This is a genomic window from Rhizobium hidalgonense, from assembly GCF_002914525.1.
Taxonomy (GTDB): Bacteria; Pseudomonadota; Alphaproteobacteria; order Rhizobiales; family Rhizobiaceae; genus Rhizobium; species Rhizobium hidalgonense.
This window is the reverse complement of record NZ_LODW01000065.1, coordinates 20551-45951: the sequence shown is the minus strand read 5'-3', so window position 1 is coordinate 45951 and position 25401 is coordinate 20551. Positions and strand designations below refer to the sequence as shown.

The following is a 25401-nucleotide window of genomic DNA, read 5'->3' as shown; positions in this document are numbered from 1 at the left end:
TCAAGGCAGCGATTATCGCCTGTCACGCGAGCGCGAACACGAGCACCCTATCGTTCTGACCATAATCTCTTACGGATTTGAGGCACCTGAAGCCTTTCGCTTCAAAGATCGCCGTCACATCGTTGCGCTGATCGTAACCGATTTCCAGCCCGACGACCCCATCGGGCCTCATGAACTTTGCCGCATCCTTGGCGATGGCGTGATAGGCGTCAAGCCCATCCGGGCCGCCATCCAGTGCCGCGACCGGATCAAATTTCGTCACTTCGGGAGCGAGATCGTGAATGACATTGGAAGCAATATAGGGCGGATTTGAGACAATCGCGTGAAACGAACCCTGGATGCTCTCGAACCATCTCGACTGCACGGCCTGAAAACGATCCTGCAACCCGTTTCTTTCTGCGTTCGATCTTGCTGTGCGCAATGCATCCGCCGATATGTCGCTCCCGACACCTGACGCATCAGGACATTCGCTCAAAAGCGCAAGGCATATCGCCCCGGTCCCGGTTCCCATGTCAAGAATATGGAGATGGCCATGCGCCTTTGCAAGATCCTTGAGATAGGCAAGCACCGTATCGACCAGGATTTCCGTATCCGGCCGTGGCTCCAGCGTTTCCGCCGAGAGCCGAAGCGGCAGGCCGTAAAATTCCCGCTCGCCGAGAATGCGGTGCACCGGCTCATGGCCGAGCCGCCGCTCCAGCGCCTTGGACATCACCACCGCCTGCTCAGGCGAAAGCGTCTCGGCCGATCGCGTCAAAAGCTCGGTCGGCGATAGTTTCAGAAGGCCCGCGACAAGCAACCGCGCATCGGTCGTCGGGTCGGCGATACCCGCTTCGGTGAAGCGGCGGCGCGCTTCGGCGAGCGTATCGGCAACCGTCGAGCTCATTGCTGCTCGCCGAGCTGCGCCAGCTGGCTTGCCTGGTAATCGGCCATCAGCGCATCCACGACCTCCTCAATCTCGCCTTCCATCATCCGGTCGAGCTTGTAGAGCGTCAGGTTGATGCGATGATCGGTTATGCGCCCCTGCGGGAAATTATAGGTGCGGATGCGTTCGGAGCGGTCGCCGGAACCGACCTGGCTCTTGCGGTCGGCGGAGCGCTCGCTGTCGGCCCTCTGCCGCTCGGCATCATAAAGCCTGGAGCGCAGCACCTGCATCGCCTTGGCGCGGTTCTGATGCTGCGATTTTTCCGAGCTGGTGACGACAATGCCGCTTGGCAGATGGGTGATACGCACCGCCGAGTCGGTCGTATTGACGTGCTGGCCGCCCGCGCCCGAAGAGCGCATCGTGTCGATGCGGATATCCTCCGGCCGGATCTCGATGTCGATCTCCTCGGCCTCCGGCAGCACCGCAACCGTTGCGGCCGATGTATGGATGCGTCCGCCCGCCTCGGTCTCAGGCACACGCTGCACGCGATGCACGCCGGATTCGAATTTCAGCTTGGCGAAGACGCCTCGGCCGGTGATCGTCGCGATGATTTCCTTGTAGCCGCCGGCTTCGCCTTCGCTTGCCGAGAGAACCTCTACCTTCCAGCCCTTCTCCGCCGCGAAACGCTCGTACATGCGAAAGAGGTCGCCGGCAAAAAGGGCCGCTTCCGATCCGCCCGTGCCGGCGCGAATTTCGAGGATCGCGCTCTTTTCGTCTGCTGCGTCCTTCGGCAGAAGCAGGATCTGCATCTCCTGCTCGAGCGCCTCGATCTGCTCTTTCACCTCGGGCAGCTCCAGCTCGGCGAGGTCGCGCATTTCGCGATCGACCGACTTATCCTCGAGGAGCGTTTCGAGATCGGCAAGCTCGGCGTTCGCCTTCTCATAGGCGCGGATTTTCGTCACGACGGGCTGCAGCTCGGAATATTCGGATGCGAGCTTCACATAGACATCGGCAGCCGGGCCGGCCGACATGCGCGCCTCGATCTCGCCGAAACGGCGTTCCAGCTCGCGCATCTTTTCAACGGGAAGCTTCGCCACCCTTCACTCCGATTCTTGTTAATGTCTGCCTAGAGCAATTCCAGGAAAAGTGCGAAGCGGTTTTCCGTCCGGAATTGCGTAAAAACAAAATGTTAGAGCAGTTCTGCGTTTCCGTGAAAAAGCTGAATCGCTCTAAAGGGGAATATTGTGGCTCTCGGCGAAGCGGGCAAGCACCTCGCGCATCGGCGTCATGGAATGGACATCGTCCAGCACCTCGTCCATCGCCGTTGCCAGCGCCTCGACATCGAGCCCGAGCAGCATTGCCTTCACCGGTCCGATCGAGGCCGGCGACATCGAGATCGAACGGAAACCGATACCGAGCAGCGCCATCGCCGAGATCGGTTTGCTGGCGAGTTCGCCGCAGAGCGTTACCGGCGTCTTGTTCCGGTCCGCGCCGCGCACGATATCGCGCAGGATGCGCAAAAACGGTTTGCCGAGCGGGTCGAACCGGTCCGAGACCCGCGCATTGCCGCGATCGACCGCCATCGAGAACTGGAAGAGATCGTTCGAACCGACCGAGACGAAATCCACCGCCTCCATCAGCTCGTCGAGCTGCCAGAGCAGTGCCGGCACCTCCAGCATCGCCCCGAACTGCAGCTTGCGCGGCAGCCCGTGGCCGAAGCGCGAGAGATGCTGCACTTCCCTTTGCAACAGTTCGCGCACCATCTTCAGCTCGGAAACCTCGGTCACCATCGGCACCATCAGCTTCAGCTCGGTATCGGCCGATGCCTTCAACAGGGCGCGCAGCTGAGTGCGCAACAGCCCTGGCCGGTCGAGCGACAGCCGGATGGCGCGCCAGCCGAGTGCGGGATTTTCTTCCTCATGGCCGCGGAAATAGGGCACGACCTTATCACCGCCGATATCGAGCGTACGGAAGGTGACGGGGCGGCCTGCCGCCTGTTTGATCACATTGCGATAGAACTGCTCCTGCTCCTCCGCCTTCGGCATGGTGGAGGCGATCATGAACTGCAGTTCGGTGCGGAACAGGCCGATGCCCTCGGCACCCGATTCCGAAAGCTGCGGCAGGTCGACCAGCAGCCCCGCATTCATCATCAGGGCGATCCGCTGCCCGTCCTTGGTCACCGGCTCGACGGCGCGCAGCGCCCGAAACTGTTCCTGCCGCCTGGCGCGGAAGCGAACCTTTTCCTCGTAGGAGCGCCGATGGTCGGCCATCGGCCGCAGATGCACATGTCCCTCGTCGGCGTCGATGATCACGGCATCGCCGTTCTCGGCGAGCGCCACCACACCTGCTGCCTGGCCGATGACCGGAATACCCATGGCGCGCGCGACGATCACCACATGGCTCGTCACCGCGCCTTCTTCTAGCACCAGCCCGCGCACATTGGCACGCGGATAATCGAGCAGCTCGGCCGCCCCCATGGCGCGCGCCAGGATGACCGCATCGTTGGGGAAACCCTCGGCGGTCGTCCGCCCGGTATAACCCGTCAATTGTCTGAGCAGCCGGTTTGCCAAATCCTCGAAATCATGCATGCGTTCGCGCAGATAGGGGTCGGTCAACCGCATCATCCGCGCCTTGGTGTCGCTCTGCACCTTCTCGACTGCCGCTTCCGCCGTCAGGCCGTTGCGGATCGCTTCCTCGAGCTTGCGCACCCAGCCCTGGTCATGGGCGAACATGCGATAGGTTTCGAGCACCTCGCGGTGCTCGCCTTCCATCGACACGTCGCGGCGCGACAGCATGTCGTCAATCGATATCCTGAGCGAGCCCATGGCTTCGGCCAGCCGCCGGATTTCCTTCTCGGCATCTTCGTTGAGCAGGTTGGTGACGACGATGCGCGGCTCGTGCAGCACGACGTAGCCAAGGCCGATGCCGTCATTATAAGTGTCGCCGTCGACGGTCACTGAACGCGTCAGGTCGAGTTCGAGGCCCGGCTTGGTGATCTTCTTCAGCTCGCCGGTCGCGATCATCTCGGCAAGCACCATCGCCGTCGTCTCGAGCGCTTCCAGCTCCTCTTCGCGATAGTTGCGGCTTGCCTTGTTCTGCACGACGAGAACGCCGAGCGAGCGTCCGGTCCGGAGGATCGGCACGCCGAGGAAGGAATGGTAGATCTCTTCGCCCGTCTCCGGCAGGTAGCGGAAAGCCGGATGCGACTGTGCGTCGGAAAGGTTCAGCGGCTGGGCCGAGGCCGCGATCGTGCCGACGAGGCCCTGCCCCATCTTCAATTGCGCCAGGTGCACGGCCTCACGGTTGAGGCCTTCGGTCGCATAGAGTTCGAGCACGCCGTCGGCGCGCAGCACGTAAACCGAGCAGACCTCGGCCACCATGTTGCCGGCGATCTGGCGGACGATCCGGTCGAGACGATCCTGCGGCTCCAGCGGCTCCGCCATCAACTCGCGCAGCCGCCTGAGCAGCACGCGCGGACCGCCGGAAAGGTCTCTCATGGCGTCTCAAGCTCCCGAAACAACGCACTCAGTCCCGGCGGGCCGGCCTTCGCCTCCTCAACCTGAAGGGGCAGGCCGCCCACTGGGAATCAATTCTTATCCAGACCGTAGCAGGAATGCAAAGTCCTGACAGCGAGTTCTGCATAAGGACCGTCGATCAGGATGGAAATCTTGATCTCGGAGGTGGTGATCGCCTTGATGTTGATGCCTTTTTCGGCAAGTGCACGAAATGCGGTCGCGGCAACGCCGGCGTGGCTGCGCATGCCGATGCCGATGACCGACACTTTCACCAGCCCCGATTCGTTCTGCACGACGTCGTAGCCGATCTTCTCCTTATGGTCGCCGAGCACCTTGATTGCCTTCTCGACGTCACCCGACGGCACGGTGAAGGTCATGTCGGTCTTCGAGCCGTCCTCGGAGATATTCTGGACGATCATATCGACATTGATATGGGATTCGGCGAGCGGTCCGAAGATCGCCGCGGAAACGCCCGGCCGGTCGGCAAGACGGCGAAGCGAGATCTGAGCCTCATCCTTGGCATAGGCGATGCCGGTGACTACTTCCTGTTCCACGATTTCATCCTCGTCACAAATCAGCGTTCCGGGCGGGGTTAACAGATCGCCCATGCCCGGAGCATCGGGATCTTCGAATGACGAGCGCACGAAGGTGCGCACCTTGTGCACCATGGCAAGCTCGACCGAGCGCACCTGCAGCACCTTGGCGCCGAGCGAGGCCATTTCGAGCATTTCCTCGAAGGCAATCTTCTTCAGCCTGCGCGCCTTCGGCACGATGCGCGGGTCGGTCGTGTAGACGCCGTCGACATCGGTATAGATATCGCAGCGATCCGCTTTGACAGCTGCCGCGATGGCGACGGCCGACGTGTCCGACCCGCCGCGGCCAAGCGTCGCGAGGCGGTTGTCGGGTCCCAGTCCCTGGAAGCCGGCGATGACGGCAACCTGCCCCTCGCCCATCCGCTTGACGATGTCGGAGCCGTCGATCTCCATGATCCGCGCCGCGCCATGCGCATTGTCGGTGCGGATCGGGATCTGCCATCCCTGCCAGGAGCGCGCATTGATATCCATCGCCTGCAAAGCGATCGCCAGCAGCCCCGAGGTCACCTGTTCGCCGGAGGCGACCACCGCATCATATTCCCGCGCATCGTAAAACGGCGAATTGGCGCCGATCACCTTCGGCATGCCCTGCACCCAGCCGACCAGTTCATTGGTCTTGCCGGACATGGCCGACACCACCACTGCCACCTCATGGCCGGCATCGACTTCGCGTTTCACATGGCGGGCGACATTCTTGATGCGGTCCAGGTCAGCGACGGACGTGCCGCCGAATTTCATTACGATGCGTGCCATATGCCTCTACCACGACTGGCGCCGGGAAAGCGGAAAACCCGACCCGGCATCACGAAAGCTCTGGGGCAGACCGCTTGGCCAGAGAGCCGGCTCCCGACTTCTGGAACCGCTCTAAAGCGCGGGTCCCCAAGGCCCCAAGTTGCGGCGTCTCTTAGCGAGTTTGGCGGGGGGAGGCAAGCGCGCGCGATAAAAGCGATCGGCGAGCGGCTCCGCGCTCATCGGTGCTCTGGTCCGCGCCCCTTGACTTATGCCCTCGATCGTCCGACTTCACGTGTCAGAACGCAAGGAGTGGATGATGACGGAAGGCGCCAGAAGCACGATCGACCAGGGCGAAGTGGACCGCTTCTCGGCGATGGCCGCGGAATGGTGGAGCCCGACCGGCAAGTTCAAGCCGCTGCACAAGTTCAATCCTGTCCGCCTCACCTATATAAGAGACAAGGCCTGCGAGAATTTCGGCCATGATCCGAAAAGCGCCCGCCCGCTCGAAGGTCTGCGCGTCCTCGATATCGGCTGTGGCGGCGGCCTGCTGTCCGAACCTGTCGCCCGCATGGGCGCTTCTGTCGTCGGCGCCGATCCTTCCGAGAAAAATATCGGCATCGCCTCGACCCACGCCAAGGCCTCCGGCGTTTCGGTCGACTACCGCGCCGTCACCGCCGAGGAACTCGCCGAGGCCGGCGAAACCTTTGATATTGTCCTCAACATGGAAGTGGTCGAACACGTCGCCGATGTCGAGTTCTTCATGACGACCTGCGCGAAAATGGTCCGCCCCGGCGGCCTGATCTTTGTCGCCACCATCAACCGCACGATGAAGGCGGCAGCCCTTGCCATCTTCGCCGCCGAAAACATTCTGCGCTGGCTGCCGCGCGGCACCCACCAATATGAAAAGCTGGTGCGCCCGGAAGAGCTGGAAAAGCCATTGACGGCAAGCGGCCTTGAGATCACCGACCGCATCGGCGTCTTCTTCAATCCGCTGTCAAACCAGTGGAACCTCGCCAAGGATATGGACGTGAACTATATGCTGTTGGCGAAGCGGCCTGCATAACTTCCGCCGATAGTAAGCCTATACTTTTAGCAGGAGCGACGTGCCAGCCGAACGGGGCAGAGGGGCAGGCGCGGACTGCATGTCAATTCACATCCTCAGGCAGAACAGGAATGGCGGCAATCTCGATGCCTTCTTCCACGAGCGCCTGCGCCTCGTCGACCGTCGCCTGGCCGATGATACCGCGGGCATCTGCCTCGCCGTAATGGATCTTGCGGGCCTCCTCGGGAAACTTGGTGCCGACATCCTCGGAATTGGCCTTGACGGCTGCGACGGCCTCTTTCAGTTTTTGCAGGGCCTCCTGACGCATCGCATCCATCGCCAGCGTTTGCCGCTCATCCTTCTTGCGCGCCGTCGATACCGATGGCGCCATCAGCAGCTTGGAGACGGCAGCGGATTGGCAGACCGGGCAGGTCAGGAATCCGGTCGCGACCTGACGGTCGAAATCGGCGCTTTCGGAAAACCAGCCTTCGAATTCATGGGCATTGTCACAGCGGAGGGAATAGCGGATCAAGCGGCGACGCCTCCGGCGACTGCCCCCGCAATCTTCTCGACCGAGAATTCCCGGCCGTTCCGGAGGTTCGGGATCTTGTCATGCGCGGCCTTGACCGCGGCGGGATCGATCTCGGCGATGATGACCGCCTCGCCGGTCGCGCCGGCCGAGGCCAGCACCGTGCCCCAGGGGTCGATGATCATCGAATGACCGAAGGTCTCCCGGCCGTCCTCGTGCCGCCCATCTTCGTGCCGGCCGGCCTGCGCGGCGGCGACGACGAAGACGCCGTTCTCGATCGCGCGTGCGCGCAGCAGGATCTCCCAATGCGCCTCGCCGGTCTGCCTGGTGAAGGCGGCCGGAACCGTCATCACCTCGGCGCCGGCAACAGCCTGGGCGCGGAAGAGTGCGGGAAAGCGCACATCGTAGCAGATGGCGAAACCCATTTCGGCAAAGGGCAACGACAGGACGCGTGCCTCCGAGCCGGCCGTATAGGCGGCACTTTCGCGCCAGCTCTCGCCATTGTCGAGGTCAACGTCGAACATATGGATCTTGTCGTAGCGATTGAGAATGCGGCCGTCGGGACCGAACAGGAAACCACGATTGGCGATCTTGCCGTCGGCCAGCGCGATTGCCGTCGAGCCGACATGCATGTGGATGCCGAATTCGGCCGCGAGCTCGGAGCCGGTCTTGACGATGATGTCATGCGTCTCGTCTGCGAGCACAGCGCCCGCCGCCGCGCGGTCGCGCTGCAGCATGCCGGTCATCTCGGGCGTTTGCACATAGGTCGCGCCTTGGGCGGCGGCCTCGCGCACCAGCCGCGCCATGGCGGCGGCGTTCTTCACCGGGTCGACCCCGGAGCACATCTGGATGGCGGCGGCCTTGAAGCTCATCGGTTCGTCCTCAGGCCGCCAGCATCGGATCGAGCTTGCCGGCCCGATCGAGCGCAAAGAGATCGTCGCAGCCGCCGACATGATCGGCGCCGATGAATATCTGCGGAAAGGTGGTGCGGCCGTTCGACTTGCCGATCATTTCCTGGCGAAGGTCCGGTGAATATGTCGCATCGTGCTCGACGTAGTCGACGCCCTTTTCTTCGAGTAGGGACTTGGCGCGGCTGCAATAGCCGCAGAACTGCCGCGTATAGATGGTGACGGGTACCATAATCTCTCCAGACCGATGCCGGGTATTTCTGTCATATAGGCTCGGAGAGAGCCCTTGCAAAGGTCAAAACCGTTATCTCGGCCGCGCCCGCCTTGCGCAATGTCCGGCTTGCTGCAGCAACCGTCGCGCCTGTCGTATAGACGTCGTCGACAAGGACGATGCGCTTGCCGAAAATGTCGTTTTCGCGCCCCTTGGGAATCGCGAAAGCGCCCCTGACATTGTCCTCGCGCGCCTTGGCGCCGAGACCGACCTGCTGGCTGGTGCGCTTGACGCGAACAAGCGTGGCGGCAAGCAGCGGTTTGCCCGAGAGACGTGCCATATGGCGGGCAAGTTCGGCTGCCTGATTGAATTTGCGCGCCAGCATTCGGGTGCGGTGCAGCGGCACCGGGATCAGCGCATCGCAGCTTTCGACCGTTCCATCGGAAGCGCGCAGCATCCAGGCCGCCATCATCGGCGCCAGATCGGTACGATCGCGATATTTCAGCCCATGAACGAGATCGCGGACCGCATGGTCGTGGGTTGCCGCCGACCGCAGCCGGTCGAAGGGCGGCGGGTTTGCGATGGCCTCGGCGCTGAGGATGCCGGCGCCGAGATCGTGCGAGAAGGGAATGCCCAGCACTTCGCAATAGGGCCGTTCGATGAAACGAATGCCGGACCAGCATTTCGCGCAGAGACCGCGATGGCCGCCGGTGGAAATGCCGCAGACGGAACAGGCTGGCGGATAGAGAAAATCGGCAAGCGCCGAAAACGGCCGCAAGAGTTGCGCCCGCAAGAATTCCGCCGGTTTTTCGAAATCGATCGGTCCCATGGCGTCGAGACTAGCTTGTTCTCCTCCAAAGGAAAATCGTCTTGCTGCTGCTCCGCAGCGGGACTAAGGACATCGTCATGGAAACGATCTTCGACAAGACCTTGATCGCCGCGCATCGCCATCGCGCGCTTGCCAACAACGATCCGAAAGCCGCCTTCCTGCTCGAGATCGCCGCTGAGGAAATGGGCGAGAGGCTTGGCGTCGTCGAGCGGACCTTCGAGACTGCCTTCGAACTACACGGCGCAACGGGAGCGGCTGCCCGCGCGGCAATGGCGACCGGCAAGATCGGCACGATGATCCGTGTCGAAAGCGAGAAGGCCTATGCGCGCCCAGGCGAAACCTTGATCGAGGCGCCACTCGAGGACGTGCCGCTCGAACCGCAATCGGCCAATCTCATCCTTGCGCCGCTCAGCCTGCATCTGACCAACGATACGCCTGGTGTTTTCATCCAGATCCGCCGCGCTTTGAAACCCGACGGCCTGTTCCTGGCGGCGATCCCCGGTGCCGGTACGCTGCAGGAATTGCGCGAGGTGCTGCTCGCCGCCGAGGCCGAACTGACGGGCGGCGCCAGCCCGCGCGTCATTCCCTTCGCCGATGTGCGCGATATCGGCAGCCTCATGCAGCGCGCCGGCTTCACGCTGCCGGTGATCGATGCGGAAAACTACACGGTACGCTATGATTCGCTCTTTCCGCTGATGCGGGATCTGAGGGCCATGGGCATGAGCAACCCGCTTGCCGCCCGGGGCCGGGCGCCGCTGACGCGCGCCTTCTTCCTGCGCGCAGCCGAGATTTACGCCGACCGTTACTCCGATCCTGACGGACGCATCCGCGCGACCTTCTCGATCATCTATGTCTCGGGATGGGCGCCGCACGAGAGCCAGCAAAAGCCGCTCAAGCCGGGCTCGGCCAAGGCACGCCTTGCCGATGCGCTGAAGGTGGACGAGCACAAGCTTAGGCAGTGACGGCCGGTTGCTGCTTTAATTTGCAGGCAGATTGTTGCCGATCACGTTAAAAATCCCCTGCAGGCTACCGGTGAAAATTCCGAGAGCGGAGACGATTGCGCCACCGATGAGGGCGGCGATGAGACCGTATTCTATGGCCGTCGCACCTCTGTTATCTGCAAGAAATGCTTTCAAAATACGCATTATCCCCAACCCTTAGCGCGTAACAGCAAACGACCATTCCATGACCATCAGGCGATGGCCGGCATGTTTCAGCAACCGGCGCCGACGCCATAGCCCTGAACGACGCAGACCGAGCCGGGCGTTTCCTGGAGAACGCTGCGGCGGATCGTATAACGCTTGCCGCTTTCGCTCTTTGGAATAGATCCCGTCGTCATCGTATCGAATTCCGCCGGCGCGCTGGCAAAGACACTCTTCTTCGAGGAATCCGCAAGCATCGGCGTCAGGATAAGCGTTAGAGCGACCACCGCCGTGCCGAACAGAAGGGCGATATTGAGCGCACCCGTCCTGCGCGAGGCAGACGAAACCCGTTCCTTTTCCCGGACAGCTTTCCAGAAATCATCGTCCATGACGTCAAGCCTTTTAATACACGCACGCCAGATGCTTGATTGAGGTCGATCTTTGGCAGAAGGTGTTAAACGATCCATTAATATCCACAGCCGAAAACGGCGCGGCGCGATAATAATCAGGTAACGCTAATGCATGTCGCCTGGAAGTGTGCCGCGGTTTCAGGATAACGACATGCAATAAAATAAAAATTTAAAGCGCGTCGCACGAATCAAGGTCAACGAGACGCGCTTTAAAGTAAATCCTGCAGCATCGGGATCAACGGCTCGTCGGCCGGCGGCATCGGATAATCGCGCAGCGCCTGCGGACGCACCCATTTCAGCGCCTGGCCCTCCCGCCCCTGGGGAATGCCCTCATAGCGCCGGCAGATATAAAGCGGCATCAAAAGGTGGAAGGTCTCGTAGGAATGGCTGGCGAAGGTCAGCGGTGCCAGGCAGGCGATCTTGGTCGTAATGCCGAGCTCTTCCTCGAGTTCGCGCACCAGCGTTTCCTCCGGCGTCTCGCCGGACTCGACCTTGCCGCCGGGAAATTCCCAGAGCCCGGCCAGCGACTTTCCCTCGGGACGCTGTGCCAGGAGGATACGCCCATCGGTATCGATCAGCGCACAGGCGGCGACCAGCAATATCTTTCGGCCATTGCACTGTATGAGAGGCTCGCTCATCGCGGCTCCTGCTGCCAATAGCAATAATGATAGGCGTCGCGAAAACCGAGGCGTTCATAGAGTGCGATGGCCGGACGGTTGGACAGCTTCACCTGCAGCCAGGCTGATCGGGCGCTGCGCATGCGCGCCCAGCGCAGCGCCGATGTCAGGATCTCGGTGCCGAGCCCCTCGCGCCGCCGCGTCTCGCAGACCGAAAGCGACATGATGCCGGCAAGGTCGTTGTCCTGGACACAAAGCACCGTCGCCAACGGGCCATCGACAGCATTTTCGATCATGAACAGGCCAGACGGCGGCTTGATTGCCGAAATGATTTCGGCAAGCGCCGGCTTCAAGCTCAGGGGCGCCCGTTCGACGGCAAGGTTGGCGTCGACGAAACGGCCGACATCATGGGTCGGCAGGTGGTCGAGCGTATCCGGCAGCTCGGCTTCGGCGAGGTCGCAGGTCATCACGACAGTCTCGTCGAACCGCGTCCAGTTCTGCGTGCTGAGAAGCTCGATCAGCACCGGCGAGGCAAGCGGCGTCTGGCGGATGACGGCGGCGCGGCCATAGGCCTCGAACTTCCGGCTCGCCTTTTCCAGGCGGATTTCGACGTCGCGATGATCCGAGGGATCGAGCGGCACGATGGAATTCAGCCGGTTGGACGGGTGGCCGGCCGTTAGCCGCACCTGCCAGCTGCCGTCATATTGTACGGACGCCGCCGGCCAGGCACGGAAGCCGACGGCCTCCAGCCTGCGCACCAGCGGAAGATTCTGTGAAGAAATGGATGCCTGCGCCAATGAACGATCAGCTCCGATAGTCGCCATTGATCGCAACATATTCCTTGGTGAGGTCGCAGGTCCAGACGGTTGCGGTGCCGGTGCCGAGGCCGATATCGACTTTGACGGGGATATCCTGCGCTTTCATGACGTCAGTAGCGGCCTGCTCGGAATAATCCGGGTCGCGCTCACCATTGACGGCGACCCTGACGTCGCCGAACCAGATGGCGAGCCGGTCGCGGTCGGCCATCTCGCCGGATTTGCCGACGGCCATGACGATGCGGCCCCAATTGGCGTCCTCGCCGGCGGCTGCCGTCTTGACCAGCGGCGAATTGGCGATCGACAGTCCGATACGCTTGGCGGCGGCATCGCTCTCGGCACCCGTCACGGTGATTTCGAGCATCTTGGTGGCGCCTTCGCCGTCGCGCACCACCTGCAGCGACAGATCCTTCAGCACTTCGTTGAGGGCGGCCCGGAAGGCGGCAAGGTGGGGATCGTCGGCGCGTTCGATGCGGGCCTGGCCGTCCTCGGCCGCAGCACCCGTTGCAAACAGCATCAGCGTATCGGATGTGGAGGTGTCGCTGTCGACGGTCATAGAATTGAAGGTCGGGCCGACGCCATCAGACAGCAGCACCTGCAGCGCTGCGGGCGCAATATCGGCATCGGTGACGACGAAGGAAAGCATCGTCGCCATATCGGGCGCGATCATGCCGGCGCCCTTGGCAATGCCGTTGATCGTGACAGTTACGCCGCCGATCTCGGCGCTGCGGGTGGAAACCTTCGGATAGGTGTCGGTCGTCATGATCGCCTTGGCGGCCTCGAACCAGAAATCGCCTGTGGCTTCGGTCTGCATCCGGTCCAGGACGCCGGCGAATTTGGTGGCATCGAGCGGCTCGCCGATCACGCCCGTCGAGGCCAGGTAGACTTCGTTTTCGTCGCAGCCGACAGCAGATGCCGCCGACTTCGCCGTCAGCTCGGTCGCATGGCGGCCCTTCAAGCCGGTGAAGGCATTGGCATTGCCGGAATTGACGACAACCGCCCGCGCACTGCCATGCGGCAGGTTGGCACGGCAGAAATCCACCGGCGCCGACGGGCACTTCGAGCGCGTGAAGACGCCCGCAACGGCGGCCGGCTTGTCGAAGACCATCATTAGCACGTCGGTGCGGTTCTTGTACTTGATGCCGGCGGACGCCGTTGCCATGCGCACGCCGCGCAGCGGCGGCATCGAGACGAAGGATTTCGGGGCGAGCGGAGAGACGGAACCGGACATGATGAAACCTGCCAATGGGCATTTCCAGGCGACGGCAGCGGTGCGCCGTTCAGAAATGCAACAACAACAACGATACTAAAGGGCCCGGAAAAACCGGGCCCTGACGCGACTATTACTGCTTCGGCGCAGGTGCTGCGGGCTCGCTGCCCGGCTCCGGCTGCTTGTTGGCCTGGTCGTAACCCTTGCGCAGCGTCTCGTCGCTGATTTCGATCTTGGCGGAGGCTTTCGCCTTGTTCAGAAGCTCGAGATACTTGTCGCGCATGACGAGCTGACGAACCTGATCCTGCACCTGCTCGAAGGGGGGCGGCGGGGCGTCGCGCTTATCCTCGACCTTGATGACGTGATAGCCGAAATCGGTCTTGACGGGCGTCTTCGAATAGGTGCCCTTTTCAAGCGCAAAGGCTGCGTCCTCGAATTCCTTGACCATGCGGCCGCGCGAGAAATAGCCGAGGTCGCCGCCTTCCGACTTGTTCGGATCGGTCGACTTTTCCTTGGCAAGCTCGGCGAAATCCTTGCCGGCATCGAGCTGCTTGATGATGTCCTTGGCTTCGTCCTCGGTCTTGACGAGGATATGACGGGCGTGGACTTCCTCCTGCTTCGGCAGGGCGGCGACTTCCTTGTCGTAGCGTGCCTTGACTTCTTCAGGCGTCACGATGTCGACGACATGCTTCTTGAAGTAGGCGTTGTGCAGCTCGCGGTCGGTGAGATACTGCATGCGCTTCTTGAATTCGTCGGTCTGATCGAGCTTCTCGGCCGCAGCGTCGGCGGCGAGCAGCTTCACGTCGATGGCGGCGGAAAGGGCAGCGACCTTCTTCTGGTCATCGGGAAGCTGTGCCAGCTGCGGGTCGAGATTGGCGACGGCGAGGTCGAGTTCCGACTGGTGAATCTCCAGATTGCCGACCTTGGCGATGACGGCGTCATCGGCATGGGCCGGGGCCTGGAGCGCAACAAAAGTTGCAAACGCCAGAACGGCAAGTTTGTTGGTGCTCAACATGAAATACCCTTCACAGTTACATCGACGGTTTCAGCATCGCCTGAAACGGCCCAAAATAGCCATCAACACCGGATTGTGGCCTTTCTGTATCCGCCAAATCCGTTGACATCATTCGACCCCCCTCTTATCTGTCACGCAACCTCGCGTCCAGAACAGTTTCCGGGCGTTTTAAGGCGCGCGCCTGATTTTCGGCTGGGCCGCGAACAACAAACGCCGGGGATGAATATTTGAGAAAGGACCAGTCATATGGTCAGCTTTGGCGGTATAGCCCGCAAGTTATTTGGGTCTTCCAACGACCGCCGCGTGCGGTCCTTCCAGCCGAACGTCGCTGCCATCAACTCTATCGAAGAGAAGACCAAGGCTCTGACGGACGAGCAGCTCGCGGCAAAGACCGTGGAGTTTCGTGCTTTGCTCGCCGAAGGCAAGACGCTCGACGACATTCTGATACCGGCCTTTGCGGTCGTGCGCGAAGCCTCGCGCCGCGTTCTCGGCCTGCGGCCTTTTGACGTACAGCTGGTCGGCGGCATGATCCTGCATTCGAATGCGATCGCCGAGATGAAGACCGGCGAAGGCAAGACGCTCGTCGCCACCCTGCCGGTCTATCTGAACGCGCTTTCCGGCAAGGGCGTGCACGTCGTCACCGTCAACGATTACCTTGCCCAGCGCGATGCCGCGACCATGGGCCGCATCTACGGCTTCCTCGGCATGACCACCGGCGTCATCGTCCATGGCCTCTCCGACGAGGAACGCCACGCGGCCTATGCCTGCGACATCACCTATGCCACCAACAACGAACTCGGCTTCGATTATCTGCGCGATAACATGAAGTACGAGAAGAACCAGATGGTTCAGCGCGGCCACAACTTCGCGATCGTCGACGAAGTGGACTCGATCCTCGTGGACGAGGCGCGCACGCCGCTGATCATCTCCGGCCCGCTCGACGACCGCTCCGAACTTTATAACACGATCGACGCCTACATTCCGCTGCTCGTACCCAGCGATTACGAAATCGACGAGAAGCAGCGCTCTGCCAATTTCTCCGAAGAGGGCACCGAGAAGCTGGAAAACCTGCTCCGCCAGGCCGGTCTCTTGAAAGGCAATGGGCTCTACGACATCGAGAACGTCGCGATCGTCCACCACGTCAACAACGCGCTGAAGGCTCACAAGCTCTTCCAGCGCGACAAGGACTATATCGTCCGCAACGACGAGGTCGTCATCATCGACGAGTTCACCGGCCGCATGATGCCTGGCCGCCGCTATTCGGAAGGTCAGCACCAGGCGCTCGAGGCCAAGGAAAAGGTGCGGATCCAGCCGGAAAACCAGACGCTGGCCTCGATCACCTTCCAGAACTACTTCCGCATGTACTCCAAGCTCGCCGGCATGACCGGTACGGCGCAGACGGAAGCGGAAGAATTCGCCAACATCTACAATCTCGATGTCATCGAGGTTCCGACCAACCTGCCGATCAAGCGCCTCGACGAGGATGACGAGGTTTACCGGACCTTCGACGAGAAGTTCAAGGCGATCATCGAGGAGATCCTCGACGCCCATAAGCGCGGCCAGCCGGTGCTGGTCGGCACCACCTCGATCGAGAAATCGGAACTGCTCGCCGAGCGCCTGCGCAAGCAGGGCTTCGACGACTTCCAGGTGCTGAACGCCCGCTACCACGAGCAGGAAGCCTATATCGTTGCCCAGGCCGGCGTGCCCGGTGCCATCACCATCGCCACCAATATGGCCGGCCGCGGTACCGACATCCAGCTGGGCGGCAACCTGGACATGCGCATCGAGCGCGAACTCGGCGAAGTCGAAGCTGGTCCGGAGCGAGAGGCCCGGATCCAGGCGATCGTCGAGGAGATCAAGGAACTCAAGCAGAAGGCGCTCGCCGCCGGCGGTCTCTACGTCATCGCCACCGAACGCCATGAAAGCCGCCGCATCGACAACCAGCTGCGCGGCCGCTCCGGCCGTCAGGGCGACCCCGGCCGCTCGAAATTCTACCTCTCGCTTCAGGACGACCTGATGCGCATCTTTGGCTCCGACCGCATGGACAGCATGCTGACCAAGCTCGGCCTCAAGGAGGGCGAGGCGATCGTCCATCCCTGGATCAACAAGGCCCTGGAGCGCGCTCAGAAGAAGGTCGAAGCCCGCAACTTCGATATCCGCAAGAACCTCCTGAAGTATGACGACGTTCTCAACGATCAGCGCAAGGTGATCTTCGAGCAGCGCCTCGAACTGATGGAATCGACCAATATTTCCGAGACCGTCTCCGACATGCGCCGTGAGGTGATCGAGGACATGGTTGAAAAGTATATCCCCGAGCGCGCCTACGCCGAACAATGGGATGCCGTCGGCCTGAAAACCGGTGCTCTGAACATCCTCAATCTCGACCTGCCGATCGAGGACTGGGTGAAGGAAGAAGGCATCGGCGAGGACGATATCCGCGAGCGCCTGACGCAAGCCACCAATGCCGCCTTTACCGAAAAGGCCGAGCGTTTCGGTGACGACATCATGCATTATGTCGAACGCTCGATCGTCATGCAGACGCTCGATCATCTCTGGCGCGAGCACATCGTCAATCTCGATCATCTGCGCTCCGTCATCGGCTTCCGCGGCTATGCCCAGCGCGATCCGCTGCAGGAATACAAGTCGGAAGCTTTCGAGCTGTTCACCGCACTGCTCAACAATCTGCGCGAGGCCGTGACCGCCCAGCTGATGCGCGTTGAGCTGGTGCAGCAGGCCCCTGCTGAACCCGAACCGCCGCTGATGCAGGCCCATCACCTCGATCCGATGACCGGCGAGGACGATTTCGCCCCGGCGATCTACCAGGCATCGGAAGTCATTGTTTCCCCTGAGAACCGGAACCCCGATGACCCGGCCACCTGGGGCAAGGTCGGCCGCAACGAGACCTGCCCCTGCGGTTCCGGCAAGAAATACAAGCATTGCCACGGCGCCTTCGAGCAGGTCTGAGGCAAACCGCAAAGATCGTTTAAATGCCGCCTTCGGGCGGCATTTTCTTTCCGCGGCAATGCTGGAAAACCGCAATTTCAGCGCCGACCGACCGGTCCGATCCGGAACCGTTTCTTAACCCTGTTCTGTCAAGACTTCGGGCACGATTTGCCTGACTTTCAGAGTTTTGCGTGTTCATCATGGCGGTCATAGAAACAGCGGAAAAAATGCTGTCCGCGGGCCTGCGCCCGATCGGCGGCCGCACGCGGCGCATGCTTGTGGCCGTGCTCACCGAACGTGGGGAGAAGGCGACCGCCCAGCGCATGGCGCTGACGGCCTTTTCGATCCGCATTCTCAGTGCAGCCCTTGCCTTCATCTCGCAGATCTTGCTTGCCCGGCTGATGGGCGAATATGAATACGGCATCTTCGTTTTCGTCTGGGTGCTGGTCGTCGTCTTCGGCGATCTCTCATGCCTTGGTTTCCACACGGCAATCATCCGCTTCCTGCCGCAATACAAGGCAGCGGGCGCCTTCGAGGAAATCCGCGGCCTCACCGGCACCGCGCGCATCTTCGCGCTGCTTTCCGGCACAGCGGTACTCGCCGCCGGCATGCTCGGGCTGCATTTCTTCGGCCATATGATCCAGGTCTATTATCTCGTCCCGATCTTCCTCGGCCTGCTCGCGATGCCGATGATCGCGCTTGGCGACATTCTGGAGGGTACGTCGCGGGCGAACCACTGGCCGGTCATGGCGCTTGGCCCGGTCTATATCGTCCGACCGATCCTGATCATCCTCTTCATGCTGATCGCCATTGCCATCGGCGCCGAACATACGGCCGTCACCGCCATGCAGGCAGCACTCGCCGCGACCTTCGTCACCGCGCTCGGCCAGTATGCCGCAACGCTCTATCGCCTTCGCCGGCATTATGACGAGGGGCCGCGCAAGGTCGATTTCCTCGCCTGGTTCAGCGTCGCCTTCCCGATTTTTTTGATCGAGGGTGTGAGCTTCCTGCTGACCAATTCCGATGTCGTCGTCGTCGGCATCTTCCTCGAGCCGCACGACGTCGCCATCTATTTCGCCGCCGCCAAAACCATGGCGCTGGTGCATTTCATCAATTTCTCGGTCAAGGCAGCCTCCGGCCCGCGCTTTTCCTCGATCATCGCCGAAGGCGACCATGCACAGCTGGCGAGCGCCGCCATCGACGCCGCCCGCTGGACCTTCTGGCCGGCACTCGGCGTCGGTCTTCTGGTGCTTGCCGCCGGCCATCTTCTGCTCTCGCTCTTCGGTGGCGCCTTCACATCAGGTTATCTGGTCATGGCGATCCTGCTTGCCGGCATCCTCGCCAAGTCACTGGTCGGCCCAGCCGAAACGTTGCTGATGATGGCCGGCAAGCAGAACCTCTGCGTCGCGCTCTATGCCGGCGCGCTGACCGCCAATATCGGTCTCAACCTTGCTTTAATACCGCATTACGGCATCGAAGGAACCGCGATCGCCACGGCATCGGCCATGGCGGTCGAGGCAATCCTGCTGCATCTTGCCGTGCGCCGCACGCTCGGCATCGTCCTTTTCGCCTTTGCCAGCCCCCCCGCCGCAACGCCAGAAATGAGAGTTCGATAGATGGTGCGTATTCCCCCCGTGACCGAAAGCACCGACAGCATTGCAAACCGCATGGTGCATGATCTCGCCGCGCTGCATTTCGAAGCGCCGCGGGCCGAGGCGCGCGCCGAGATCGGCCGGCCGGGGCGCGAACTCTGCCTCTATCCCGGCAAGCTCGGCTATGACCTTCAGGAAGAACTCGACTTTCTCTCCAACCGGGCGATGGAGCCGAACGTCTTCTTCTCCGGCCGCTTCCTCGCCCCCGCAATGCCGCGGCTCGAAGACCGACAGGTGAACTTCGCCCTGATCCGCGACCATAATGCCGGCCGCAGCCGCATGCGCTTTCTGATGCCGTTTTCGGTCGACAAACCGGGTTTTGCCGTCGGCCCGTCGATCATCCGCGGCTGGTCGAACAGCTTCGGCCCGCTCGGTACGCCGCTCGTTGACAGCGAGGATGCCGCCGAGACCCTCGACAACCTCTTTGAGGGACTGACGGCTCGCGACCTCAATCTGCCCGGAATCGTGGTCCTGCCGGATCTCAGGCTGAACGGTATCTTCGTGCGCATGATCAAGGCCGTGGCGCTCAGCCGCAATCTTCCCGTCACCGTCACCAATCCCTATTTGCGCCCGATGCTGCAGAGCGACGAAGAGGCGCCGGCCTATCTCGGCCGCACCATCTCTTCCTCGCACATGCGCGAGATGCGTCGCCAGTGGCGTCTGCTGGAGGAACAGGGAACGGCGGTTTATGCCGTCGCCCGCCAGCCCCGCGAAATCCACATCCGCTTCGAGGAATTCCTGGCGATGGAAGCCGGTGGCTGGAAGGGCAAGCGGCGAAGCGCCCTCGTCACCGATCGCTATCATACGGCCTTCGCCCGCGAGGCGGTTTCGAATCTTGCCGCCGTCGATGCCGTGCGTATTCACACGATCGACCTCAACGGCAAGGCGATCGCCGCCATCGTCGTACTGATGATGGGTGGCGAGGCCTATACCTGGAAGACTGCCTATGACGAGAATTATGCCCGCTATTCGCCGGGTAAGCTCTTGATGAGCGAACTCACCGAATGGCATCTCGACGACGCCAACATCGTCCGCTCCGATTCCTGCGCCGTCTCCGACCACCCGATCATGAGCCGCTTCTGGCAGGAGCGCGAGGAGATGGGAACGCTGGTGATCGGCCTAACGCAGAACAGCGACCGCGACATGCGTCAGGTCACAGCCCAGCTCCACATGTACCGCAGCACCCGAAACATGGCGAAGATGCTGCGCGAAAAGATCATGTCGCTGGCCGGCCGGAGCTGAACAGCTAAGCTTCGGCCGCCGCTTTCTCCCGCAGCAGCCGGCGGATCACCTTGCCGGTGGTGGTCAGCGGCAGGGCATCGATGAATTCTACCTCGCGCGGATATTCGTGCATCGAAAGCCGCGTCTTCACCCATTCCCTGATGTCAGCCGCCAGCGCCTCGCTTGGGTGATGGCCGGGCGACAACACGATATAGGCTTTGACGATTTCGGTGCGCACGGCATCCGGTTTGCCGACGGCAGCGGCAAGCTGCACGGCGGGATGGCCGATCAGGCAATCCTCGATTTCGGCCGGGCCGATACGATATCCGGATGAGGTGATGACGTCATCGTCGCGGCCTTCGAAGGTGACATAACCGTCTTCGTCCTGTCGGCCGATATCGCCGGTGAGCAGCCAGCCTTTGGCGAATTTTCGCGTCGTCGCCGCCGCATCGTCCCAATAGCCGAGGAACATGACGGGATCGGGACTGGCGATGGCGATCTGGCCCGGCTCGCCGGCCGGCAGCTCGTCACCCGCATCATCGACGATCGCCACGCGATGCCCCGGCACCGCCCGCCCGATGGCGCCCGCCTTGGTCACGCCATAGGCAGCGCTCGACGACAGCACGAAATTGCACTCCGTCTGGCCGTAGAATTCATTGACTGTGAGGCCAAGGGTGCGCTGCGCCCATTCATAGGTCTCGCGGCCAAGCGCCTCTCCGGCCGAGCCGATGGTGCGCAGAACCAGATCGTATTTCGACCGCGGATCGGCAACGGATCGCATCAGCCGCAATGCGGTCGGCGGAATGAAGGCGTTGCGCACCCCCATCTCGGCCATGATCCGATAGGCCATGTCTGCGTCGAATTTCTGCGCCGGCGAGGAGACGACGGGAACGCCGAGGAGAAGGCTCGGCAGCAGCGCGTTGAGCAGCCCGCCTGCCCAGGCCCAGTCGGACGGCGTCCAGACCTTGTCGCCCGCTTTCGGAAAACCCTCATGGGCAAATTGCATGCCGGGAATATGGCCTGGCAGGACGCGGTGGCCATGCAGCGCACCCTTGGGCGGCCCCGTCGTGCCCGAAGTAAAGATCATCAGCGCCGGATCATCCGGACCGGTCTTGACGACGGCGAAGACGGAGGAATGGCCGTCCACCAGTTCGCCGAAAGCAGCCGCATCGGCACTCGCCCCATCGATGCTGACGACATGCTTCAGCATCGGCAGACCCTTGCGGATCTGCCGGATGCGCTCGAGACCGAAGCCATTGGTGACGACAGCGGCCACGCCCGCCGCCTTCAGCCGGTATTCCAACGCCTCGACACCGAAGAGTAACGCCAACGGCAGCGCGATCGCGCCGGTCTTGTAGATCGCCACATGCGCGATCACCGTCTCGAAGGATTGCGGCAGCAACAGCGCGACGCGATCGCCGCGTTCGATCTCCAGTGAAACCAGCGCATTGGCAAAGGCCGAGGATTGGTCGGCGAGCGCGCGATAGGTCAGGGTGCGGTGATACCCGTCCGGGCTGAAATGTTCGAGGCAGACGCGCTCCGGCGCCCTCGCCGCCCAGTCGTCGCTGACGGCGCGGCCGATATTGAAATCCTCGGGAATCCGCCACGAGAAATCGCGATAGAGATCGTCGTAGCGATCATGGGACGGCAGTATCATAAGTGAAATCCAGTGAATGCTGCACCAGCTAACACCTTGTGCTCCAAATGCGCAAGCAACGGGTCCAGACGGTGATGACCGGCCGGGCTTCAAAGCTCATCACGCATTGTTGTGCGCATCGCAAATCGGATTTTTCGGCGGGCGCCCTGCGACTTTCCCGGTTTCCGCGCTAGATCATGGAAAGCCGCCGGGGACAGCGAATTGGGTCAGCAAATTCATCACGGAGTTGTTTCATGGAATATGCAAAATTTGGGAAGACCGGCCTGGAAGTCTCGAAAATTTGCCTGGGCTGCATGACCTTCGGCGATCCCGGCCGCGGTAATCATGCCTGGAGCCTGCGGGAAGAAGAAAGCCGGACGATGATCCGTCAGGCGATCGAGCTCGGCATCAATTTCCTCGACACCGCCAACACCTATTCCAACGGCTCCTCCGAAGAGATCGTCGGCCGCGCCATAAAGGACTTCGCCAAGCGTGAGGACATCGTGCTGGCGACCAAGGTGTTCAACCGCATGCGGCCGGGCCCGAACGGCGCCGGCCTGTCGCGCAAGGCGATCTTCGATGAAATCGACAATAGCCTGCGCCGCCTCGGCACCGACTATGTCGACCTCTACCAGATCCACCGCTTCGATTACACGACCCCGATCGAGGAAACGCTGGAAGCGCTGCACGACGTCGTCAAAGCGGGCAAGGCGCGTTACATCGGCGCTTCCTCCATGTACGCGTGGCAATTTGCCAAGGCGCTTTACGTCTCCAGGTTGAACGGCTGGACCGAGTTCGTCAGCATGCAGGACCACCTGAACCTGCTCTACCGCGAGGAAGAGCGTGAAATGCTGCCGCTCTGCGAGGACCAGAAGATCGCCGTCATCCCCTGGAGCCCGCTAGCCCGCGGCCGCCTGACCCGCGACTGGGACGAAGCGACGGCGCGCAGCGAGACCGATGAATTCGGCAAGACACTTTACACGCAATCGATCGACGCCGACCGCAAGATCGTCGAAGCCGTGGCTGAGATCGCCAAGGCCCGCGGCATCTCCCGCGCCCAGGTCGCAACCGCCTGGATCCTGCAGAAGAGTGCCGTGACCGCCCCGATCATCGGCGCTTCCAAGCCGAACCACCTCAGCGACGCGGTTGCCGCACTCTCCGTCAAGCTCACCGCCGAAGAAATCGCCGCGCTGGAAGCGCCCTACGTCCCGCATGCCATCGCCGGTTTCAAATAAAGACATCGTCGACCATCCCCTTCGAGAAGGGGGGGCAGCATCGTATGGCTAGATTCGGCTGCCGGGATCGAGCTGCCGGCGCATCGTCACCAGAAAGTGCTCGGCAAGCGCCCGGTCCTCGACCGCGCGCGCAAGGATGACGGCGCCCATCATCGATGAGAGTGTCGTCGCGGCATTGGCGCGGCGTTCCTCTTCGGTCTCGCCGGGAACGATATCGGCGAGCGTGTCGACCAGCACCGACAGCCCATCGCTGAAGACGGCGCGCACCGCACCGCGGCTGCGGCTCACCTCCTGGATCAAGGTTGCGAAGACGCAGCTGCCGCCCGGATCGTCGACCGTTCGCCAGTGGATATAGTGGTCGAGAAGCGATTCCAGCGGCCGTTCCGGCGACTCGGCGATATGCTCTTTCCAACGCGTTTCGACCCTGTCGATCAGCTGGCGACTGACCTCGAGCGCCAGATCATCCTTCGAGCCGAAATGACCGTAGAAGCCGCCATGCGTCAGCCCCGCCGCCTTCATGATGTCGGCGACACCGACCCCGTCGAAGCCGTTCTCACGGAAGAGCACGCCGGCAACGCTCAGGATTTTCTCTCGGTTTTCGGCAAATTTTTCGCGGCTGACCCGCATTCTCATCTCCAGAAATAGTCGCTTGACAAAATATATGACGTCCATCATGAATAAGCAACAAATATGATGACCATCATGTAAATCAGGCCCCTAATCTCCCGAACCCGAATTCAACGGAATTTCGCCCATGGTCTCCGCAGCCCTTGCCTCTACCCTTGCCCGGCGCAACATCCACTACGGCTGGGTCGTCGTTGCCGCAACCTTCCTCACCATGCTGGTGACGGCAGGCGCCATGGGCGCACCCGGCGTGCTCATCAAGCCGCTGCAGGACGAGTTCGGCTGGGAGACCTCGCAGATTTCCTCGGCGCTGGCGATCCGCCTGATCCTGTTCGGCTTCATGGGCCCCTTCGCTGCCGCCTTCATGAATTATTTCGGGGTGCGCAAGGTCATCGTCTTCGCGCTCGCCCTGATCGGCGCCGGCTTCGTCGGCTCGCTGTTCATGACCAAGCTCTGGCATCTGCTGGCGCTCTGGGGCATCGTCGTCGGCTTCGGCACTGGCCTGACGGCCGTGGTGCTGGCTGCGACTATTTCCACCCGCTGGTTCACCAAACATCGGGGCCTCGTCGTCGGCATGCTTTCGGCCAGCTCCGCCACCGGCCAGCTGGTCTTTCTGCCGCTGATGGCCGAACTGACGGAACGCTACGGCTGGCGATCGACGGTGTTTTTCGTCTGCGCCATGATCATGGTCGCAGCTCTCGCCGTGCTCGCCTTCATGCGGGATCGCCCGGCTGACCTGAACCTGCCCTCCCTCGGCGAAACCCAGGTGACGCCGCCGCCGGCCAGCATCACGCTCGGCGCCGCGCTGATGACGCCGATCACCACCCTCAGGGAAATCGCGAAGACGTCGACCTTCTGGATCCTCTTTGCCACCTTCTTCATCTGCGGCCTCAGCACCAACGGCCTGATCCAGACCCATTTCGTCACCCTCTGCGGCGATTTCGGCATCGTGCCGGTGGCCGCCGCCAGCGTGCTGGCGGTGATGGGCATCTTCGATTTCTTCGGCACCATCGGCTCCGGCTGGTTGTCCGACCGCTTCGACAATCGCTGGCTGCTCTTCTGGTATTATGGCCTGCGCGGCCTTTCGCTGCTCTATCTGCCCTTCAACGATTTCAGCTTTTACGGCCTCTCCATCTTCGCCGTCTTCTACGGCCTCGACTGGATCGCCACCGTGCCGCCGACCGTCAAGATCGCCGCCGACCGCTTCGGCCGTGAAAAGGCCGGCCTCGTCTTCGGCTGGGTCTTTGCCGGCCATCAGCTGGGCGCCGCCACCGCCGCCTATGGCGCCGGCCTCTCGCGCACCGAGCTTTCGAGCTACCTGCCCGCCTTCTTCGTTGCCGGCGCCTTCTGCCTGCTGGCCTCGATCCTGGCAATCACCCTGAAGAAATCAGGCCTGACCGCCCCGGCGCCCGCCGCCGCTCATTGATATCGGACAGCGTCCGGCCTCGAAACGAGGCCGGCTCTCTCTACCGGATCAGTCTGATAACTTCGATTGCCCGTCTTGCGTCTGCGGGCGCTCGCATGTTAGACAGCCGCCCGTTCACTCCGTTGCCCCATTGGCGGAATTGGTAGACGCGCTCGACTCAAAATCGAGTTTCGAAAGAAGTGCTGGTTCGACCCCGGCATGGGGCACCACTTACGGGCTTACAGCCTATCAAAT

Annotated in this window: 23 protein-coding genes and 1 tRNA gene; 8 read left to right on the top strand and 16 right to left on the bottom strand. The window is 62.0% G+C overall.

Features of this window, described 5'->3' with window-relative positions:
- Window positions 1-22: 22 nt before the first annotated feature.
- The 4 genes from prmC to ATY29_RS21295 form a co-directional block, all read right to left on the bottom strand.
- Window positions 23-883, bottom strand: coding sequence for a peptide chain release factor N(5)-glutamine methyltransferase (gene prmC / locus ATY29_RS21310; protein WP_097537258.1), 861 nt, complete (start codon window positions 881-883; stop codon window positions 23-25).
- On the bottom strand, window positions 880-1959 hold the full coding sequence (gene prfA, locus ATY29_RS21305; protein WP_049732792.1) for a peptide chain release factor 1: 1080 nt from the start codon (window positions 1957-1959) through the stop codon (window positions 880-882). Before prfA ends, prmC begins: the two co-directional genes overlap by 4 nt.
- Before the next feature lie 132 nt (window positions 1960-2091).
- The gene (gene ptsP, locus ATY29_RS21300) at window positions 2092-4359 is read right to left on the bottom strand and encodes a phosphoenolpyruvate--protein phosphotransferase (RefSeq protein WP_003566984.1); all 2268 of its coding nucleotides are present in this window, start codon (window positions 4357-4359) and stop codon (window positions 2092-2094) included.
- Window positions 4360-4448: 89 nt separating this feature from the next.
- Window positions 4449-5723 (bottom strand): aspartate kinase, encoded by a 1275-nt coding sequence (locus ATY29_RS21295; protein ID WP_097537257.1) that lies wholly within the window; start codon window positions 5721-5723, stop codon window positions 4449-4451.
- A gap of 295 nt (window positions 5724-6018) precedes the next feature.
- Between ATY29_RS21295 and ubiG the strand changes: the two genes are divergently transcribed.
- Window positions 6019-6765: a bifunctional 2-polyprenyl-6-hydroxyphenol methylase/3-demethylubiquinol 3-O-methyltransferase UbiG gene (ubiG, locus tag ATY29_RS21290; protein WP_097537261.1), complete on the top strand. Its 747-nt coding sequence runs from the start codon at window positions 6019-6021 to the stop codon at window positions 6763-6765.
- 82 nt (window positions 6766-6847) lie between these two features.
- Here the strand turns inward: ubiG and ATY29_RS21285 are convergent, their stop codons facing one another.
- Genes ATY29_RS21285 through ATY29_RS21270 form a run of 4 tightly spaced genes read right to left on the bottom strand, consistent with a single transcriptional unit; the run spans window position 6848 to window position 9221 of the window.
- Window positions 6848-7276, bottom strand: coding sequence for a DUF1178 family protein (locus ATY29_RS21285; RefSeq protein WP_097537256.1), 429 nt, complete (start codon window positions 7274-7276; stop codon window positions 6848-6850).
- Window positions 7273-8145: a carbon-nitrogen hydrolase family protein gene (locus ATY29_RS21280; protein ID WP_097537255.1), complete on the bottom strand. Its 873-nt coding sequence runs from the start codon at window positions 8143-8145 to the stop codon at window positions 7273-7275. Before ATY29_RS21280 ends, ATY29_RS21285 begins: the two co-directional genes overlap by 4 nt.
- 10 nt (window positions 8146-8155) lie before the next feature.
- Entirely contained in the window at window positions 8156-8413 is a 258-nt protein-coding gene (gene grxC / locus ATY29_RS21275) for a glutaredoxin 3 (protein ID WP_003566994.1), read from the bottom strand.
- Between the two features lie 31 nt (window positions 8414-8444).
- Complete coding sequence (locus ATY29_RS21270) at window positions 8445-9221, bottom strand: ComF family protein (RefSeq protein WP_097537254.1); 777 nt, start codon at window positions 9219-9221, stop codon at window positions 8445-8447.
- Between the two features lie 77 nt (window positions 9222-9298).
- Here ATY29_RS21270 and ATY29_RS21265 point away from each other — a divergent pair, with 77 nt between their 5' ends.
- Window positions 9299-10183, top strand: a complete 885-nt coding sequence (locus ATY29_RS21265; RefSeq protein WP_097537260.1) for a methyltransferase domain-containing protein — start codon at window positions 9299-9301, stop codon at window positions 10181-10183.
- Window positions 10184-10198: 15 nt separating this feature from the next.
- Here the strand turns inward: ATY29_RS21265 and ATY29_RS21260 are convergent, their stop codons facing one another.
- From ATY29_RS21260 to ATY29_RS21235, 6 genes are all read right to left on the bottom strand, one after another.
- Window positions 10199-10366, bottom strand: coding sequence for a Flp family type IVb pilin (locus tag ATY29_RS21260; RefSeq protein WP_025417160.1), 168 nt, complete (start codon window positions 10364-10366; stop codon window positions 10199-10201).
- A gap of 68 nt (window positions 10367-10434) precedes the next feature.
- Window positions 10435-10752, bottom strand: coding sequence for a hypothetical protein (locus ATY29_RS21255; RefSeq protein ID WP_003567002.1), 318 nt, complete (start codon window positions 10750-10752; stop codon window positions 10435-10437).
- Window positions 10753-10982: 230 nt separating this feature from the next.
- Window positions 10983-11411, bottom strand: coding sequence for an 8-oxo-dGTP diphosphatase MutT (gene mutT / locus ATY29_RS21250; RefSeq protein WP_003567004.1), 429 nt, complete (start codon window positions 11409-11411; stop codon window positions 10983-10985).
- Window positions 11408-12214, bottom strand: coding sequence for a GNAT family N-acetyltransferase (locus tag ATY29_RS21245; protein WP_003567006.1), 807 nt, complete (start codon window positions 12212-12214; stop codon window positions 11408-11410). The genes mutT and ATY29_RS21245 overlap by 4 nt, the downstream gene beginning before the upstream one ends.
- The gene (gene argJ / locus ATY29_RS21240; protein WP_025417162.1) at window positions 12195-13436 is read right to left on the bottom strand and encodes a bifunctional glutamate N-acetyltransferase/amino-acid acetyltransferase ArgJ; all 1242 of its coding nucleotides are present in this window, start codon (window positions 13434-13436) and stop codon (window positions 12195-12197) included. The genes ATY29_RS21245 and argJ overlap by 20 nt, the downstream gene beginning before the upstream one ends.
- 112 nt (window positions 13437-13548) lie before the next feature.
- Entirely contained in the window at window positions 13549-14430 is an 882-nt protein-coding gene (locus ATY29_RS21235) for a peptidylprolyl isomerase (protein ID WP_003567010.1), read from the bottom strand.
- A gap of 246 nt (window positions 14431-14676) precedes the next feature.
- Here ATY29_RS21235 and secA point away from each other — a divergent pair, with 246 nt between their 5' ends.
- From secA to ATY29_RS21220, 3 genes are all read left to right on the top strand, one after another.
- A complete protein-coding gene (secA, locus tag ATY29_RS21230) occupies window positions 14677-17394 on the top strand; it encodes a preprotein translocase subunit SecA (protein WP_003567012.1) in 2718 nt (905 codons plus the stop codon).
- 179 nt (window positions 17395-17573) lie between these two features.
- Window positions 17574-18989 (top strand): lipopolysaccharide biosynthesis protein, encoded by a 1416-nt coding sequence (locus tag ATY29_RS21225; protein ID WP_097537259.1) that lies wholly within the window; start codon window positions 17574-17576, stop codon window positions 18987-18989.
- A complete protein-coding gene (locus ATY29_RS21220) occupies window positions 18990-20267 on the top strand; it encodes a GNAT family N-acetyltransferase (RefSeq protein ID WP_003567016.1) in 1278 nt (425 codons plus the stop codon).
- A 4-nt stretch (window positions 20268-20271) separates the two neighbouring features.
- Here ATY29_RS21220 and ATY29_RS21215 read toward each other — a convergent pair whose 3' ends face one another.
- Window positions 20272-21903, bottom strand: a complete 1632-nt coding sequence (locus ATY29_RS21215) for an AMP-binding protein (RefSeq protein ID WP_097537253.1) — start codon at window positions 21901-21903, stop codon at window positions 20272-20274.
- Window positions 21904-22136: 233 nt separating this feature from the next.
- Here ATY29_RS21215 and ATY29_RS21210 point away from each other — a divergent pair, with 233 nt between their 5' ends.
- Window positions 22137-23117, top strand: coding sequence for an aldo/keto reductase (locus ATY29_RS21210; RefSeq protein WP_025417165.1), 981 nt, complete (start codon window positions 22137-22139; stop codon window positions 23115-23117).
- A 48-nt stretch (window positions 23118-23165) separates the two neighbouring features.
- Here ATY29_RS21210 and ATY29_RS21205 read toward each other — a convergent pair whose 3' ends face one another.
- Window positions 23166-23744 (bottom strand): TetR/AcrR family transcriptional regulator, encoded by a 579-nt coding sequence (locus ATY29_RS21205; protein ID WP_003567021.1) that lies wholly within the window; start codon window positions 23742-23744, stop codon window positions 23166-23168.
- A gap of 127 nt (window positions 23745-23871) precedes the next feature.
- On the opposite strand from ATY29_RS21205, the gene ATY29_RS21200 reads away from it, so the two are divergent.
- Window positions 23872-25167: an MFS transporter gene (locus ATY29_RS21200; protein ID WP_097537252.1), complete on the top strand. Its 1296-nt coding sequence runs from the start codon at window positions 23872-23874 to the stop codon at window positions 25165-25167.
- Between the two features lie 124 nt (window positions 25168-25291).
- Window positions 25292-25376 (top strand) — tRNA-Leu (locus tag ATY29_RS21195).
- Window positions 25377-25401 lie beyond the last annotated feature (25 nt).

What these genes read in the sequence shown, in the direction of transcription:
- prmC (WP_097537258.1), bottom strand. Translation starts at nt 883, where the DNA reads ATGAGCTCGACGGTTGCCGATACGCTCGCCGAAGCGCGCCGCCGCTTC.
- ptsP (WP_003566984.1), bottom strand. Translation starts at nt 4,359, where the DNA reads ATGAGAGACCTTTCCGGCGGTCCGCGCGTGCTGCTCAGGCGGCTGCGC.
- ATY29_RS21295 (WP_097537257.1), bottom strand. Translation starts at nt 5,723, where the DNA reads ATGGCACGCATCGTAATGAAATTCGGCGGCACGTCCGTCGCTGACCTG.
- ubiG (WP_097537261.1), top strand. Translation starts at nt 6,019, where the DNA reads ATGACGGAAGGCGCCAGAAGCACGATCGACCAGGGCGAAGTGGACCGC.
- ATY29_RS21280 (WP_097537255.1), bottom strand. Translation starts at nt 8,145, where the DNA reads ATGAGCTTCAAGGCCGCCGCCATCCAGATGTGCTCCGGGGTCGACCCG.
- grxC (WP_003566994.1), bottom strand. Translation starts at nt 8,413, where the DNA reads ATGGTACCCGTCACCATCTATACGCGGCAGTTCTGCGGCTATTGCAGC.
- ATY29_RS21270 (WP_097537254.1), bottom strand. Translation starts at nt 9,221, where the DNA reads ATGGGACCGATCGATTTCGAAAAACCGGCGGAATTCTTGCGGGCGCAA.
- ATY29_RS21265 (WP_097537260.1), top strand. Translation starts at nt 9,299, where the DNA reads ATGGAAACGATCTTCGACAAGACCTTGATCGCCGCGCATCGCCATCGC.
- ATY29_RS21260 (WP_025417160.1), bottom strand. Translation starts at nt 10,366, where the DNA reads ATGCGTATTTTGAAAGCATTTCTTGCAGATAACAGAGGTGCGACGGCC.
- ATY29_RS21255 (WP_003567002.1), bottom strand. Translation starts at nt 10,752, where the DNA reads ATGGACGATGATTTCTGGAAAGCTGTCCGGGAAAAGGAACGGGTTTCG.
- mutT (WP_003567004.1), bottom strand. Translation starts at nt 11,411, where the DNA reads ATGAGCGAGCCTCTCATACAGTGCAATGGCCGAAAGATATTGCTGGTC.
- ATY29_RS21245 (WP_003567006.1), bottom strand. Translation starts at nt 12,214, where the DNA reads ATGGCGACTATCGGAGCTGATCGTTCATTGGCGCAGGCATCCATTTCT.
- argJ (WP_025417162.1), bottom strand. Translation starts at nt 13,436, where the DNA reads ATGTCCGGTTCCGTCTCTCCGCTCGCCCCGAAATCCTTCGTCTCGATG.
- ATY29_RS21235 (WP_003567010.1), bottom strand. Translation starts at nt 14,430, where the DNA reads ATGTTGAGCACCAACAAACTTGCCGTTCTGGCGTTTGCAACTTTTGTT.
- secA (WP_003567012.1), top strand. Translation starts at nt 14,677, where the DNA reads ATGGTCAGCTTTGGCGGTATAGCCCGCAAGTTATTTGGGTCTTCCAAC.
- ATY29_RS21225 (WP_097537259.1), top strand. Translation starts at nt 17,574, where the DNA reads ATGGCGGTCATAGAAACAGCGGAAAAAATGCTGTCCGCGGGCCTGCGC.
- ATY29_RS21220 (WP_003567016.1), top strand. Translation starts at nt 18,990, where the DNA reads ATGGTGCGTATTCCCCCCGTGACCGAAAGCACCGACAGCATTGCAAAC.
- ATY29_RS21215 (WP_097537253.1), bottom strand. Translation starts at nt 21,903, where the DNA reads ATGATACTGCCGTCCCATGATCGCTACGACGATCTCTATCGCGATTTC.
- ATY29_RS21210 (WP_025417165.1), top strand. Translation starts at nt 22,137, where the DNA reads ATGGAATATGCAAAATTTGGGAAGACCGGCCTGGAAGTCTCGAAAATT.
- ATY29_RS21205 (WP_003567021.1), bottom strand. Translation starts at nt 23,744, where the DNA reads ATGCGGGTCAGCCGCGAAAAATTTGCCGAAAACCGAGAGAAAATCCTG.
- ATY29_RS21200 (WP_097537252.1), top strand. Translation starts at nt 23,872, where the DNA reads ATGGTCTCCGCAGCCCTTGCCTCTACCCTTGCCCGGCGCAACATCCAC.